Annotated in this window: 13 protein-coding genes; 1 reads left to right on the top strand and 12 read right to left on the bottom strand. The window is 64.3% G+C overall.

Going from position 1 to position 15,652, the window contains the following annotated elements; translation table 11 throughout:
• Positions 1-62: 62 nt before the first annotated feature.
• Positions 63-2,387, top strand: coding sequence for a hypothetical protein (locus ACPVPU_RS08380; RefSeq protein WP_448657473.1), 2,325 nt, complete (start codon positions 63-65; stop codon positions 2,385-2,387).
• A gap of 5 nt (positions 2,388-2,392) precedes the next feature.
• On the opposite strand, the gene ACPVPU_RS08375 is transcribed toward ACPVPU_RS08380, so the two are convergent.
• The 12 genes from ACPVPU_RS08375 to nuoG form a co-directional block, all read right to left on the bottom strand.
• The gene (locus ACPVPU_RS08375; protein WP_448657472.1) at positions 2,393-2,668 is read right to left on the bottom strand and encodes a DUF1467 family protein; all 276 of its coding nucleotides are present in this window, start codon (positions 2,666-2,668) and stop codon (positions 2,393-2,395) included.
• A gap of 5 nt (positions 2,669-2,673) precedes the next feature.
• Positions 2,674-4,314: a ribonuclease J gene (locus ACPVPU_RS08370; protein WP_448660452.1), complete on the bottom strand. Its 1,641-nt coding sequence runs from the start codon at positions 4,312-4,314 to the stop codon at positions 2,674-2,676.
• 42 nt (positions 4,315-4,356) lie between these two features.
• Positions 4,357-5,151: a type III pantothenate kinase gene (locus ACPVPU_RS08365; protein ID WP_448657471.1), complete on the bottom strand. Its 795-nt coding sequence runs from the start codon at positions 5,149-5,151 to the stop codon at positions 4,357-4,359.
• A 40-nt stretch (positions 5,152-5,191) separates the two neighbouring features.
• Positions 5,192-5,893, bottom strand: a complete 702-nt coding sequence (locus tag ACPVPU_RS08360; RefSeq protein ID WP_448660450.1) for a biotin--[acetyl-CoA-carboxylase] ligase — start codon at positions 5,891-5,893, stop codon at positions 5,192-5,194.
• An 8-nt stretch (positions 5,894-5,901) separates the two neighbouring features.
• Positions 5,902-7,350, bottom strand: a complete 1,449-nt coding sequence (nuoN, locus tag ACPVPU_RS08355; protein WP_448657470.1) for an NADH-quinone oxidoreductase subunit NuoN — start codon at positions 7,348-7,350, stop codon at positions 5,902-5,904.
• On the bottom strand, positions 7,350-8,948 hold the full coding sequence (locus tag ACPVPU_RS08350; protein WP_448657469.1) for an NADH-quinone oxidoreductase subunit M: 1,599 nt from the start codon (positions 8,946-8,948) through the stop codon (positions 7,350-7,352). Before ACPVPU_RS08350 ends, nuoN begins: the two co-directional genes overlap by 1 nt.
• Before the next feature lie 8 nt (positions 8,949-8,956).
• Entirely contained in the window at positions 8,957-11,065 is a 2,109-nt protein-coding gene (gene nuoL / locus ACPVPU_RS08345; RefSeq protein WP_448657468.1) for an NADH-quinone oxidoreductase subunit L, read from the bottom strand.
• 7 nt (positions 11,066-11,072) lie between these two features.
• Positions 11,073-11,378: an NADH-quinone oxidoreductase subunit NuoK gene (gene nuoK / locus ACPVPU_RS08340; RefSeq protein WP_260019684.1), complete on the bottom strand. Its 306-nt coding sequence runs from the start codon at positions 11,376-11,378 to the stop codon at positions 11,073-11,075.
• A complete protein-coding gene (locus ACPVPU_RS08335; protein ID WP_448657466.1) occupies positions 11,375-11,986 on the bottom strand; it encodes an NADH-quinone oxidoreductase subunit J in 612 nt (203 codons plus the stop codon). The genes nuoK and ACPVPU_RS08335 overlap by 4 nt, the downstream gene beginning before the upstream one ends.
• A gap of 127 nt (positions 11,987-12,113) precedes the next feature.
• Positions 12,114-12,599 (bottom strand): NADH-quinone oxidoreductase subunit NuoI, encoded by a 486-nt coding sequence (gene nuoI / locus ACPVPU_RS08330; RefSeq protein WP_448657465.1) that lies wholly within the window; start codon positions 12,597-12,599, stop codon positions 12,114-12,116.
• Positions 12,596-13,651, bottom strand: coding sequence for an NADH-quinone oxidoreductase subunit NuoH (gene nuoH, locus ACPVPU_RS08325; RefSeq protein ID WP_448657464.1), 1,056 nt, complete (start codon positions 13,649-13,651; stop codon positions 12,596-12,598). Before nuoH ends, nuoI begins: the two co-directional genes overlap by 4 nt.
• Positions 13,648-15,651: an NADH-quinone oxidoreductase subunit NuoG gene (nuoG, locus tag ACPVPU_RS08320; RefSeq protein ID WP_448657463.1), complete on the bottom strand. Its 2,004-nt coding sequence runs from the start codon at positions 15,649-15,651 to the stop codon at positions 13,648-13,650. The genes nuoH and nuoG overlap by 4 nt, the downstream gene beginning before the upstream one ends.
• Between the last annotated feature and the right edge of the window lies 1 nt (position 15,652).

Genomic DNA, 15,652 nt, shown 5'->3' with positions numbered 1-15,652 from the left:
CGTTAAGCAAGCGTTGCCAAAGCGTGGTTCCGGTCGGCCGAAAACGTGGTAAAGACAGTGTCATGAACGGGGGATCAAGGATTGTCGGCATTCGTGCCGATCAGGGCGACGACGGCACGGAAAGCGCTGTCGATCTTGGCACGGACGCTGCGCTGCCACTGGCTGCGGAACCCGCCGCCATGGGTCAGCCGGACGGCGACTGGCTGGACCAGGATGAAGCGGCAGATGAGCCGCGCCATGGCCGATTGATCGCGCTGGGTGCCGTCCTGACCCTGGCCTGGCTGGGGGCGATGCTGTGGCTCAGCGCCCCTGCCCTTGCACGGGGTATCGAGCCGATCGCATTGGCTCAGTTCATCGCGGCGTTGATCGTGCCGCTTCTGCTGATCGGTCTGGCCGCGCTGTTGATGCTGCGCACCAGCCGGGCAGAGGCGCGGCGGTTCGCCGCTACCGCAGCGGCGATGCGGGCAGAGGCCGCCAGCCTCGACCGCGCGATTGCCATCATGTCGGCAACCCTGGACGCCAACCGCACGGAATTGCAGCGTCAGATCAACGACATGCTCGCCATTGGCGATCGCGCGAGCGAACGGCTGAGCCAGGTCAGCGATACCGTCTCTCAGCAGGCGCGTCAGCTGGATGCCAGCTCCACTCAGCTGGGCATCAGTGCGGACCGCGTCGATCAGCGGCTGAACCTGATCCTGGCGCTGATGCCGAAGGCGCAGGCGGAAACCGAGGCGATGACCGCGGCTCTGGACGCAGCCGGACTGTCGGCGGGCGAACGCGTTGCCAGCCTGTCCGCCGAGCTGGCACGGGTCGCCGAGCGCGGACGGGAAGCGGATGCCATTGCCGGCGGCGCGGCCGAACGGCTGGCGGCGCATATCGCGCGGATGGAAGCGACCAGCGAAGTGGCCGGCGCCCGGCTGGAGGCGGTGACGAGCCAGATGTCCGACGCGGTGGACGGCGTTCTCGACCGCGCCGCGCAAGCCGTTGAAGAAGCACGGCGCGGCATCACCGCACAGGGTGATGCGATGCTGGCGATGCTGGCCACCAATCAGGCCGCGATCGAACGCACCGGGATGGAGGGCAGCGCGGCGCTGGCCGAGCGGATCAGTGCCATCGAAGCGGCGCTGCAACGCCTGGCCGACCGGCTGGCCGACCAGCAAGGGGCGAGCGACGCGCTGTTCGAGACCCTGGACAGCGGCGTCGATCAGGCGGATCAGCGGATCGCCGCCATGCACGCCTTCGGCATGGAGCGCAGCCAGTCGCTCGCCGCCGCGATCAGCGCGCTGGACCAATCGGCCCAGGCGATGAACCGGACCCTGGAAACCGGCGACGCGACTGCGCGGACGGTGATCGCAACATCCGAATCGCTGCTGATCGCGCTGGATGCGGCTGCCCGGGAAGTCGACGAAACCCTGCCCGATGCGCTGGCCCGGCTGGATCATCGCATCGCCGACAGCCGGCGCATCGTGGGTGAGGCAAAGCCCGAATTGCTTGCCTTGGTTACCGCTGCCGAAAGCACCCATGACGCGATCGAGGCGATTGCCGGCGTGATCGCCACCCAGCGCGACACGCTGGCCGCGTTGTCGCAACATCTGCTGGAGACGCTGGACACCGGCCATGACCGGATCAGCGGCGTCCGGGCCATCGCCGACGCGACGATCGAGACGACCCGGCGATTTGCCGACGAATCGGCGCCGCAGTTGATCGAGGCGCTGGTCCGCATCCGTGAAACGGCCCAGACCGCAAGCGATCATGCCCGCCGCACCCTGGGCGATGTCATCCCTGCCGCAGCCCGCCAGCTGGAGGCCGAAGGCGCAGCCGCGCTGGAGGGGGCAGTCGACCGAACCGTCCGCCGGCAGATCGAGGAGCTGGCCGAAACCAGCGATACGGCCGCCGCAGCCGTCGCCCGGGCGACCGAGCGGTTGAGCCAGCAGATGTTCGCCATTTCGGAGGCAACCGCGACGATCGAGACCCGTCTGAAAGACGCCCGCGAAGAGCGCGAAAAGGGCGATCACGAACAGTTCGCACGCCGGGTCTCGCTATTGATCGAGGCGCTCAATTCAGCGTCGATCGACATCGCCAAGGTGTTTGCGCAGGACGTATCGGACAGCGCCTGGGCAGCCTATCTGAAGGGCGATCGCGGGGTGTTCACCCGTCGGGCTGTCCGGTTGCTGGATACGGCGCAGGCCCGCGAAATCGCCCAGCTCTACGACCGCGACGACGCCGTGCGGGAACAGGTGAACCGCTACATCCACGATTTTGAAGCGATGCTCCGCCAGATCCTTGCCCTGCGGGACGGGTCGCCGCTGGGCGTGACCCTGTTGTCGTCGGACATGGGCAAGCTCTACGTCGCGCTGGCACAGGCGATCGAGCGGCTGCGCGCCTGAAATCGCTATTCCGGCGGGGTACCGAGCAAGGGGGTGATGTCGATCATGTCGACCGTCACCCAGCCATAGCTGTAGTTCAGCACGAACAGCCCGAATGCCGTCGTCGCGACCAGCGTATTCCACAGCGCGAGCCGCCCGAAACTGAACCGCGCGGGCGCACCATCGGCATGGCCGGGCACCCGCGCGCCGTCATCCCCGCGACGCCGCATGAATGGCAGCACCAGGAACAGGCAGAACATCCAGAACAGGAAATAGATCGCCAGCGCCGATTGCCAGGCCATTTCGGTCAGCCCCCGATCAACAGGACATCCACCACCGGTTTCTTGCCGGTCCAGCGCGTCGCCACCCGGCGGATCGCCAACCGCAGTGCTTCCCGCAGCTTGTCGGGATCGCCGGCACCGGTATCGCGCACGACCTTTTCCGCAGCTTCCTCCGCTTCATCCAGAAAACTGTCGCGCTCCTCTTCCACCGGAACGCCGTTCAACCGGATTTGCGGCCGACCGATCAGTCGGCCGCGGCCGTCGATTGCTACCCCAATCGATATCTGACCATTCAGGGCCAGCTTGCGCCGCTCGTTGATCGTCCCGCCATCCGCCGGAAGGATGACATCGCCGTCCAGGACCAGACGGCCTGTCGGAACATGGCCAATGCGTTCGGGCTGACCCGGAGCCAGCCGGATGATCTCGCCATTTTTCTGCACGACCGCGCCCGGCACCCCCTGGCTGACGGCAAATCGGGCCTGTTCGGCCATGTGCCTGATCTCGCCGTGCACCGGCACGACCATGTCCGGACGGATCCACCGGTACATCTCGGCCAGTTCGGGCCGACCAGGATGTCCGGACACATGAACGAACGCCTGCCGATCCGTAATCATAATAACGCCAGCTGCGGACAACTGGTTCTGAATGCGGCCAATGGCCATTTCGTTGCCAGGGATCTGCTTTGACGAAAAGACCACCGTGTCGCCTGCCGATAATTTGAGCTGGTGGGTATTGTCGGCGATCCGGGCCAGCGCCGCGCGCGGCTCGCCCTGCCCGCCCGTCGCCACGATCATCACCTGATGGCGGGGCAGCCGCATCGCGGTATCGAAATCGATGGTTTCGGGGAAATCGCGCAGATAGCCGGTGTGCTTGGCGACCTTCAGGATCCGGTCCAGCGAGCGTCCGGCGATGCACAGCTTGCGGCCAGTGTCCTGCGCCACGGCGGCCAGGGTCTGCAGGCGTGCCGCGTTGGAGGCAAAGGTAGTGACGAGCACCCGCCCCTCGACCGCCCCGATCACCGCATCCAGCCCGCGACGGACATCGCCTTCCGAACCGGAGGCTTCCGGATTGAACACGTTGGTCGAATCGCAGACCAGCGCCAGCACGCCCTTGTCCCCGATCGCGGTCAGTTCCTCGGCAGTGCTCGGCTGGCCGATCAACGGCTCGTCGTCCAGTTTCCAGTCGCCCGTGTGAAGGATGCGGCCATGCGGCGTTTCGATCAGCAGGGCATTGCCCTCTGGGATCGAGTGCGCCAGCGGCAGATAGGTGAAACCGAACGGCCCGAGCTGAAAACTGCTTTCATTGTCGACGACGTTCAACTTGACGCGGTTGGCGATCCCTTCTTCGTCCAGCTTGCCCCGGATCAACCCCGCAGTGAACGGCGTCGCAAACAGCGGGACGCCCAGGTCCGCCGCGAAATAGGGCAGCGCACCGATATGATCTTCATGCCCATGGGTCAGGACGATGCCCAGCAGGTCATCCAGATGATCCTCGATGAACTGCAGATCGGGCAGAACGATATCGACGCCGGGATATTCGCCGCCGCTGAAGGTGATGCCGCAATCCACCATCACCCATTTGCCTTGGGTGCCGTAGAGATTGACGTTCATGCCGATTTCGCCCGATCCGCCGAGCGCAAGGAAAAGCAGTTCTTTACCAGGAGTCACATTCATCCAATCATGTTGGGCGGACAGTGCCGCCGTCGTTCTTCAATGGGCCCGTGCCCACAGCATCGCCAGACCCTGCAGCGTCAGTTCCGGCTCGATCACGTCGAATATTGAGGTGTGCCGTTCAAAGAGGACGGCCAGACCGCCGGTGGCGATCACCCGGGCGGGACGACCGATCTCGGCCCTGGTTCGCGCCACCAGCCCCTCGATCATCGCTACATAGCCCCAATAGATGCCCATCTGCATCTGGTCGACCGTATTGCGACCGATCACGCTGGTGCCGGCCGGCGCCTCGATCGCGATGCGCGGCAATTTGGCTGCGGCGGAAAACAGGGCATCCAGCGACAGGTTGATGCCAGGCGCGATCAATCCGCCCTTATACGCGCCCCGGAAATCGATCACCTCGAACGTCGTGGCCGTACCGAAATCGATGACGATGGCGTCGCCTGGATGCAGCGCATGGGCCGCGATGCAGTTGAGCGCGCGATCCGCGCCCAGGCTGTCCGGTTCGTCGACATCCAGCGCAAATCCCCATGCCGCCCGCCCCTTCCCGGCGATCACGGCGTCGACACCGAAATACTTGCTGGCCAGCGTCTGAAGGTTATGCAGGGCGCGCGGCACCACCGTGCCTATGATGACGCCGGTAACTACCGATCGATCCAGCCCGTTCAATTGCAGCAACTGGTTCAGCCAGACCGCATATTCATCCGCCGTCCGTCGCGGATCGGTGGCAATCCGCCAGCGCGCGGTAACGGCGTGCCGACCATCCAGACCCGGGGCGGGTTCGATCAGCGCACAGACGATATTCGTGTTCCCGGCATCGATGGCGAGCAGCATGGCGCAGTCCTACTCCTTCCGGGTCACGAACGCGAGTGGATCAGGCAAGGAACACGTCGGCCGCATGCAGGATCACGCGTTCACCGTCGGCGCACTCGACTATCAGCGCACCATCGGCGGTAATGCCACCGAACCGGCCTTCGATCCGGCGTCCGTCGGGATGGTGGGTCCGGATCGGCGTTCCGGGACGATAGCTGTTGGCCAGCCAGGCCCGGCGGATGGCCGCCACCCCCTCTGCCCGCCAGCGGGCGAGCCATATGGCAACCGCATCGGCAAGCGCGGTCACCAGTTCGCTCGGCGACACACTGCTGCCGACATCGGCGAGCGCAATCGTGCGGCGATCCTTCAGGTCGGGCGCATGGGCCAGATTGACCCCAAAGCCTATCACGACCACCGCCTCGATCCGCTCCATCAATATGCCGGCCAGCTTCGCACCATCCAGCATCAGATCGTTGGGCCATTTGATGCGCAACCGTTCACCCAGCCGGGTCAATCCCTGAACGGCATCGGCCAGCGCCACGGCTCCGACCATCGCCAGCGTATGGATCGGCGGGTCGTCCGGGCGGAGCCGAACGATCGTGCTGGCATACAGGTTGCCCGGAGGCGACTGCCATGCCCGGCCTTGGCGTCCGCGCCCGCCCTCTTGCCGATCGGCGCGCAGCCAGAAGCCGTCGGCCATGCCCGACGCGGCGAGTTCAAGGCAATCGGCGTTGGTCGAACCCGTGACCGCGACGGTACGGATGCGCTCGATCAGAACAGGGCTCCAGCAGCCGCACTGGTCCAGGCGGACAGGGCGGGCAGCGCAAACCAGCCAAGAGGCGACATCGCGGCTGCGCTGACGACGATCAGCCCACCCTCGATCCGGTCGTCATGCCGAGCAAACGGTGCGGCCGGCTCGTCGAGGTAAATCGTCTTGACGATCTTGAGGTAATAATAGGCCCCGACGACCGACCCGAGCACCGCGACAACGGCAAAGGGGAACAGCCCGGCCGCCACGGCCGCCTCGAACACCGCAAGCTTGGAGAAGAAGCCGAGCAGCGGCGGAATGCCCGCCAGGGAAAACATGAAGATCGCCAAGGCCAGGGCCAGCCCCGGCCGGGTCCGCGACAGGCCGGACAGGCTGGCAATATCCTCGACCTGCGACCCATCCTCGCGCCGCATCTGCAGCACGACCAGGAACGAACCCAGCGTCATCACGACATAAACCGCCATGTAGAACAGGACAGACGCAATGCCGTCCTGCGTCCCCGCAGCCAGGCCGACCAGGGCGAAGCCGATATTGTTGATCGACGAATAGGCAAGCAGCCGCTTGATGTTGGTCTGGCCAATGGCCGCGACCGCGCCGAACAGGATGGAGGCGAGGCTGGCGAAGATCACGATCTGCCGCCACTGATCCACCGCCGGACCCATGGCCTCCATCGCCACGCGCAGCGTCAGCGCGACGGCAGCAACCTTCGGAGCGGAGGCGAAAAATGCGGTCACCGGCGTCGGTGCACCTTCATACACGTCCGGCGTCCACATGTGGAACGGCACCGCGCTGATCTTGAACGCAAGGCCGGCGAAGACGAACACCAGCCCGAACAGCAGGCCGATGCCGGCATCGGGTGCGGCATAGGCTGCAGCGATGCCATCGAACAGGGTCGTGCCGCTGAACCCGTACACCAGCGAGATGCCATAGAGCAGGATGCCACTGGCCAGTGCGCCCAGCACGAAATATTTCAGGCCAGCCTCGGCCGAGCGCGTGTCACGGCGCATAAAGCTGGCAAGCACATAGGCGGCGAGGGACTGCAGTTCGAGGCCGACATACAGGGTGATCAGATCGCCCGCCGACACCATGATGCCCATGCCGACGGCGGACAGCAGGATCAGCACCGGATATTCCGGACGCAGGTTTTCGCCGACCGTGCCATGAAAGAAGCGCGGCGCGATGATGATTGCAACCGCTGCGGCCAGATAGATCAGCACCTTGGCAAAGGCAGAGAAGCCATCGGCCCGGATCAGCCCGTCAAACGCCTCTCCACCGGACGATGCCGGACCGAACAGGGCAATACCGGCCCCGACAAAGGCGGCTACCGAAACCCAGCCGACAGCGCGGGTCACGGACGGACCGCCCCAGGCGGCGACCAGCATCAGCACAAGTGCTGCAACGGTCAGCACCAGTTCGGGCAGGATCAACATCAACTGGCTGGCGTAACTCATCAATGCGCCCCTTCGGCTGCGGCTTCACCCGCCTGCCCATGTTCTTCGCTGGGTCCATGATGACCCTCGGCCACCTTCACCCGCTCGGCATATTCGGCGCGGCCTGAGTCGGTGCCCGGCGTCGGCTGGCTGTCGCCCACCGGTGCCGACCGGTTGACCCGCGCCAGCAGCACAGTCGTATCGGCGCGCATGGGTGCGATGAACGGCTCCGGATAGACGCCCATCCACAGCACCACCGCAGCGACCGGCGCCAGCAGCGCCAGCTCGCGTGGCGACAGATCGGTCATTGCGCGGACGTCGTCCGACTTGATTTCGCCGAACACGACGCGGCGATACAGCCACAGCATATAAGCCGCACCCAGGATGATGCCCGTGGTGCAGATCAGCGTGATCGTCGTCGAAATCTGATAGGTGCCGAGCAGGCTCAAAAACTCGCCTACAAAGCCGCTGGTCCCCGGCAGACCGATCGAGGCCATGGTGAACAGCAGGAATAACAGCGCATAGCGCGGCATGTTGATCGCCAGGCCGCCATAGCGCGCAATCTCCCGCGTATGCAGCCGGTCATAGATCACGCCGACACACAGGAACAGCGCGCCCGAGACAAGGCCGTGCGAGAGCATGACGATCATCGCGCCCTCGATCCCCTGCTGGTTGAACGCGAACAGGCCGATGGTGACGATCGCCATGTGCGCGACGGATGAATAGGCGATAAGCTTCTTCATGTCGCTCTGCACCAGCGCGACGAGGCTGGTATAAACCACTGCCACCGCGGACAGGCCAAGCACCAGCCAGGCAAGCTGAGCCGTCGCCTCCGGAAACATCGGCAGGCTGAAGCGCAGGAAGCCGTATCCGCCAAGCTTGAGCAGCACGCCCGCCAGAATGACCGACCCTGCCGTCGGTGCCTGAACGTGGGCGTCGGGCAGCCAGGTATGCACCGGCCACATCGGCATCTTGACCGCGAACGAGGCGAAGAAGGCCAGCCACAGCCAGGTCTGAACCTCTGCCGGGAAGTCATAGGCCATGAGTTCGGGGATGCTGGAGGTACCCGCCGTGCCGATCATGTAGATCATGGCAATCAGCATCAGGAGCGAGCCGAGCAGCGTGTAGAGGAAGAATTTGTAGCTGGCGTAGATGCGGTTCGCCCCGCCCCAGATGCCGATGATCAGGTACATCGGGATCAGGCCAGCCTCGAAGAAGATGTAGAACAGCAGCAGATCCTGCGCCGCAAAGGTGCCGATCATCAGCACCTCGGTCGCCAGGAACGCAGCCATATATTCCGGCACCCGCTTCTGCACCGCTTCCCAGCTTGCCCCGATACAGATGGGCATCAGGAACACGCTGAGCATGATCAGCATCAGCGCAAAGCCGTCGATGCCGAGCGCCCAGGTGAACTGGCCGAAGATCGCCGAGCTTTCCTGGAACTGCCACTGCGCGCCGCCGATGTCGTAATTCGCCCACAGCACGCAACCCAGCGCAAAGTCGATCAGCGTCGCGACAAGCGCGATCATCCGCGCGCGCGGCGCATCGGCAAACAGACAGGCCACCGCCGCCAACGCGGGAACGGCCAGCATGATGGAGAGGATTGGAAAACCGTTCATCGCCCCGTTCAACCCGCAATGGCCCAGGTGACGGCGGCGGTCAGGCCGATCAACATCACGAAAGCATAGCTGTAGAGATAGCCCGATTGCACCCGCGCCGCGAGCCGGCTGCCGACCCCGACCAGCGCCGCCGATCCGTTCGGCCCGAACCGGTCGATCGTGCCTTCGTCACCCGCCTTCCAGAACAGCCGGCCGAATGCCAGCGATGGCCGGACGAACAGCAGCGCATAGAGCTGGTCGAAATACCATTTGTTCATCAGGAACCGGTGCAGGATGCGCAGTTCACCCGCCACCGCCGCCGATGTGCGCGGCCGCAGGATATAGGTGTAGAAGGCGGCTGCCAGGCCGATCAGCATGACGATGCTGGCCGCCAGCTTCACGAACAGCGGGACCTCATGCATCGCATGGGCGAGCGTCGCGTCGAAGAAGATGCTTCCACTCCAGAAAGCCTCGGCATGGCCGGCCTCCAGGAAGAATGGGAAGAAGACGAACCCTGCCGCAATCGCGCCCACGCTGAGCAGCGCCAGCGGCACCAGCATCGGCCACGGACTTTCGTGGGGATGATAGCCGCCCGTCCCGGCCGCCATCTGGCTGGCATGGTTCGGCACGGGATCGTGATGCGGGGCATGGCCTGCATCTTCCTGAGCCGGAGCATTCTGCGTCTCGTCCCCGTGGCCGTGCGTGGCATGGGCATGATCGTCATGGTGGTCATGGCCGTGCGCGTCATGGATCGCATGCTGGATATGCTCGGATGCGGCCCAACGCGGCTTGCCCCAGAAGGTGAGGAACATCAGCCGCCAGCTGTAGAAACTGGTCAGCAGCGCCGCCAGCGTGCCCACCCAGAACGCGCCGACGCCGGTGCCGCTCGCATAGGCCGCCTCGAGGATCGCGTCCTTGGAATGGAAACCCGCAAATCCGCCGATCCCGTAGATGCCGACGCCGGTGATCGCCAGCGTGCCCATCAGCATCGCCCAGAAGGTGACCGGGATTTCCTTCCGCAGGCCGCCATAGAAGCGCATGTCCTGCTCATGGTGCATGGCATGGATCACCGATCCCGCGCCCAGGAACAACAGCGCCTTGAAGAAGGCGTGGGTGAACAGGTGGAACATTGCTGCGCCATAAGCGCCGACGCCTGCGGCAAAGAACATGTAGCCGAGCTGCGAACAGGTCGAATAGGCGATGACCCGCTTGATATCGGTCTGCACCGTGCCGATGGTGGCTGCAAAGATGCAGGTCGCGGCACCCACCGCCATCACGACATAGAGCGCAGTCTGGCTCGCCTCGAACATCGGCGACAGGCGGCACACCATGAACACGCCGGCGGTCACCATGGTCGCTGCGTGGATCAGCGCGGACACGGGCGTCGGGCCCTCCATCGCGTCCGGCAGCCAGGTGTGCAGGCCCAGCTGAGCCGACTTGCCCATCGCGCCGACGAACAGGAGCAGGCAGAGCACCGTCAGGGTGTCAACGCGGTAGCCGAGAAAGCCGATGGTCGATCCCGCCTGTTCCGGCACGGCAGCCAGGATTTCGGGGATCGAGACGGTGCCAAAGACCAGGAAGGTACCGAAGATGCCGAGCATGAAGCCCAGATCGCCGACGCGGTTGACGACGAACGCCTTGATCGCGGCGGCATTGGCGCTGGGCTTGCGGAACCAGAAGCCGATCAGCAGGTAGGACGCAAGGCCCACCCCTTCCCAGCCGAAGAACATCTGAACCAGATTGTCGGCCGTCACCAGCATCAGCATGGCGAAGGTGAACAGCGACAGATAGGCGAAGAAGCGCGGCTGATCCGGATCCTCCTCCATATAGCTCCAGCTATAGAGGTGGACGAGTGCCGACACGCTGGTGATGACCACCAGCATGACGGCGGTAAGCGCATCGACCCGCAGCGCCCATTCGAACGTCAGGTCGCCCGACGCGACCCAGTTGAGCACGGGATGGACATGCGCGCTCTGCGTTTCCGTCAGAAACCCGATGAAGATCGGCCAGCTGAGGCCTGCTGCAATAAACAACGCGCCGGTGGTCAGCACCTTGGGCAGCGTGGTGCCGAACGACTTGTTCGACAGGCCCGCGACGATGGATGCCAGCAGCGGCAGGAATACAATGGCGTAGATCACCAGATGATCACCCCTTCATCCGGTTGACGTCTTCGACCGAGATCGTGCCCCGGCCACGGAAATAGATGACCAGGATCGCCAGCCCGATCGCTGCCTCGCCAGCGGCGACGGTCAGCACGAACATGGCGAACACCTGCCCCACCAGATCGCCCAAAAAGGCGGAAAAGGCGACGAGATTCAGGTTCACCGCCAGCAGGATCAGCTCGATCGCCATCAGGATGACGATCAGGTTCTTGCGGTTCACGAAAATGCCCAGCACGCCGAGCGTGAACAGGATGGCCGATACGACGAGATAATGGGTCAGACCGATCACAGCGACACCCCCTGCCCCACGGGCTGATTGACCAGGCGCGTCGCATCCTTCTGACGCCGGGCCACCTGCGCCGCGACATTCTGCTTGAACACGCCAGTGCGCTGGCGATGGGTCAGCACGATGGCCCCGATCATCGCGACCAGCAGGACCAGCCCCGCCGCCTCGAACGCGAACAGATAGCGCGAATAGAGCAATTGCCCGATCGCCTCGATATTGCTGACCGACGGGTCGATCGGGGCGATCCGGCCCGACAGGTCGATCTTGCCCGCGCTCCAGGCGCCGATGGCGATCATTATCTCCGCCGCCAGCGCAACCGCCAGCGTCAGGCCGATCCAGAAATAGCGGACGACCCCGGCGCGCAATTCCGTGAAGTCGATATCGAGCATCATCACCACGAACAGGAACAGCACGGCGACCGCGCCGACATAAACGATCACCAGCAGCATCGCGATGAACTCGGCGCCGACCAGCACCATCAGCCCGGCGGCGTTGAAGAACGCGAGGATCAGCCACAGCACGGAATAAACCGGGTTGCGCGACGCGATGGTCATCGCGCCGGAAATGAGCACGATGCCCGCGAACAGGTAAAAGGCGATGGCTTGGATCACAGTTTGATCGTGTCCCCTGGCACCGTACGCCCTGAACTGGTCGAAGGGCTGTCCTGCTTCACGGTGAAGAAGGTCAGGGCCTCGACAAGCTCAGCCCGAACGGCGGTGAATCGAACTCGGCGCGGCATTAACGATAGGGCGCATCGGCGGCAAGGTTCGCGGCGATGGCCCGCTCCCATTTGTCGCCATTTTCCAGAAGTTTCTCCTTCTGGTAGATCAGTTCCTCACGCGTTTCCGTCGAAAACTCGAAATTGGGGCCTTCGACGATCGCATCGACCGGGCATGCCTCGGCACACAGGCCGCAATAGATGCACTTGGTCATGTCGATGTCATAGCGCGTCGTTCGACGGCTGCCGTCCTCGCGCGGCTCTGCCTCGATCGTGATGGCCAGGGCTGGGCACACCGCCTCGCACAGCTTGCACGCGATGCAGCGTTCCTCGCCGTTCGGATAGCGCCGCAGGGCATGCTCGCCCCGGAAACGCGGCGAAATCGGGTTCTTCTCGAACGGATAATTGATCGTCGCCTTGGGCTTGAAGAAATACTTCAGCGTCAGCGCGTGCGCGCCGATGAACTCCCACAGCGTGAACGCCTTTAGGGTCTGGACGAAACTCATGCTGGAACTCCAACGCGGGTCAGCATCAGGTAACCCGAAACGAGAAAGACGAAGACAAGGCTGAGCGGCAGGAAGATTTTCCAGCCCAGCCGCATCAGCTGGTCATAGCGATAGCGCGGGACGGTGGCCTTCACCCAGCTGAACAGGAAGAAGAAGACCAGCATCTTGATGAAGAGCCAGATAATGCCGGGCACAAGGTAGAGCGGCGCCCAGTCGATCGGCGGCAGGAACCCGCCCCAGAAGAGCACCGCATTCAGCACGCACATCAGGATGACGTTCGCATATTCCCCCAGCCAATAGAGCGCGAAGGCCATGGACGAATATTCGGTCTGATATCCCGCAACCAGCTCGCTCTCCGCCTCGGTCAGGTCGAACGGCGCGCGCTGCGTCTCGGCAAGCGAAGAAATGAAGAACACCGCCGCCATCGGGAACAAGAGCGGGTTGAAGCCGTAAGCGTTGATGAAGCCAAGCACATGGCCCTTCTGATTCTCGACGATTTCCGACAGGTTGAAGCTGCCGGTCCACAGCACGACCGCGATCAGGACGAAGCCGATCGACACTTCATAGCTGACCATCTGCGCCGCAGCGCGGATGGCGGAATAGAAAGGATATTTGGAGTTCGACGCCCATCCGGCCAAAATGATGCCGTACACGCCGAGCGATGATGCTGCGAGGATGTAGAGCAGGCCAACATTGATGTCGGACAGGACGACACCGACATCGAACGGCACCACCGCCCAGACGATCAGCGCGACCGTGAAGGTGATGATCGGGGCGAGCAGGAACAGCCCCTTGTTCGCGCCCGTCGGGATGATCGTTTCCTGAAGGAATACCTTCAGGCCGTCGGCGAACGACTGAAGCAGGCCCAGCGGCCCGACCACGTTCGGCCCGCGACGCAGCGCCATCGACGCCCAGATCTTGCGATCGGCATAAATGATCAGCGCCACCGCCAGCATGACGGGAAACGCGATCAGCAGGATGCCGATGATGGTGGCGGTGAACCAGGCGGCCTCGAACGGCAGGCCGAGCGTGGTCTGGAAAAATTCGGTCATTCCGCCGCCTCCGCGAAATCCTGGCCGTGGATCAGTTCGGCCGAGCAGCGCTGCATCGTCGGGCTGGCCCGGCAGATCGCGTTGGTCAGATAGAAGTCAGCGATGGGATAGGTCACCGCGCCGCTGGCCTCGACCGGCAGCGATGGCGGGTTCCAGTCATATTCGACCAGCCCCTCCGCGCCCAGCGCCGGCACTTCCGCCGCCATCGCCGCGCGCAGCTGGTCAAAGCTGTCGAACGGCAGGGTGTGGCCCAGCACGTCGGACAGCGCCCGCAGGATCGCCCAGTCCTCGCGCGCATCGCCGGGCGGGAAAACCGCGCGGTCGCCGCGCTGAACACGGCCCTCCAGATTGACGTAGGTGCCGGGCTTTTCGGCATAGCTGGCAGCCGGCAGGATCACGTCGGCATGGGCTGCGCCCTTGTCGCCGTGATGCCCGACATAGACCTTGAAGCTGTCCGCAAACGCCGCAAAATCGACCTCGTCAGCGCCCAGGAAAAAGGCGAGCTTGGGCTTTGCCGCTGCGATATCGGCAATGCCACCCGGCTGAGCGAAGCCGAGCATCAGCGCCCCCATGCGCGCGGCAGCGGTGTGGACGACATTGAAGCCGTTCCATCCGTCACGCACGATCTTGCCATCGACAGCCAGCTTGAGCGCCGCGCCATGGCCCGCCTTCAGCGCACCCGGCCCGACGATGATCGCAGGCCGCTCGGCCGCGTCCAGCGCCTCGGCAACATGGCCGGGCAGCTTACCCAGCAGGCCCAGGTCGTCGCCCAGCCACTCGACCTTGTAGGTCAGATCGACTTCCGGCCCGATGGCGAACACCTTCGCCCCGCGCTTGCGTACGGCCTTGCGAAGCCGCGTGTTGACCAGCGGCGCTTCCCAGCGAAGATTGCTGCCGACCAGCAGCACGACGTCAGCCGTCTCGATCCCGGCGATGGTCGAATTGAACGCGACCGCGGCCAGGTTGGTCACGTCATAGGCCATGCCGGTCTGGCGGCCCTCGAGCAGCGACGATCCCATCGCCCCCGCCAGCTTCTTGGCGGCGAACATCGTCTCGCAATCGAGCAGGTCACCCGCGATCGCGGCGACGCTGGACCCGGCATCGACCGCCTTGATCGCAGCGAACGCCTCTTCCCAGCTTGCCGGCCGCAGCTTGCCGTCCTTGCGAACGAACGGGCGGTCTAGGCGGCGATGGGCAAGGCCATCGACAGCATGGCGCGTCTTGTCGTGCGCCCATTCCTCGTTCACGTCCTCGTTGATCCGGGGCAGCGCGCGCAGCACCCCGCGACCCCGGCTGTCGAGGCGGATGTTGGTGCCGACTGCGTCCATGACGTCGATCGCCATGGTCTTTTTCAGCTCCCATGGCCGCGCCTCGAACGCATAGGGGCGGCTGGTCAGCGCGCCGACCGGGCACAGATCGACGACATTGCCCGACAGCTCGGACGACACCGCCTTTTCCAGATAGCTGGTGATCTGCATGTTCTCGCCGCGATAGATCGCGCCGATTTCCTCCACGCCCGCCACTTCCTCCGAAAAGCGGACGCAGCGGGTGCAGTGGATGCAGCGGGTCATCACCGTCTTGACGATGGGACCCATATATTTCTCGGTCACCGCCCGCTTGTTTTCCGAATAGCGGCTCTGACCCTTGCCATAGGCGACCGACTGGTCCTGCAGGTCGCATTCGCCGCCCTGATCGCAGATCGGGCAATCGAGCGGGTGGTTGATCAGCAGGAATTCCATCACGCCTTCGCGTGCGGCCTTGACCATCGGGCTGTCGGTACGGATTTCCTGCCCCTCGCCAGCGGGCAGCGCGCACGACGCCTGCGGCTTGGGCGGCCCCGGCTTCACCTCGACCAGGCACATGCGGCAATTGCCCGCGATGCTGAGGCGCTCATGATAGCAGAAGCGCGGGATTTCCTTGCCCGCCGCCTCGCACGCCTGGAGCACGGTCGCCCCCTGCGGCACTTCCACTTCGATTCCGTCGACTTTCAACTTGGGCATG

Source organism: Sphingomonas paludis (genome assembly GCF_053502515.1).
This window is presented reverse-complemented; position numbering and strand designations above follow the sequence as displayed.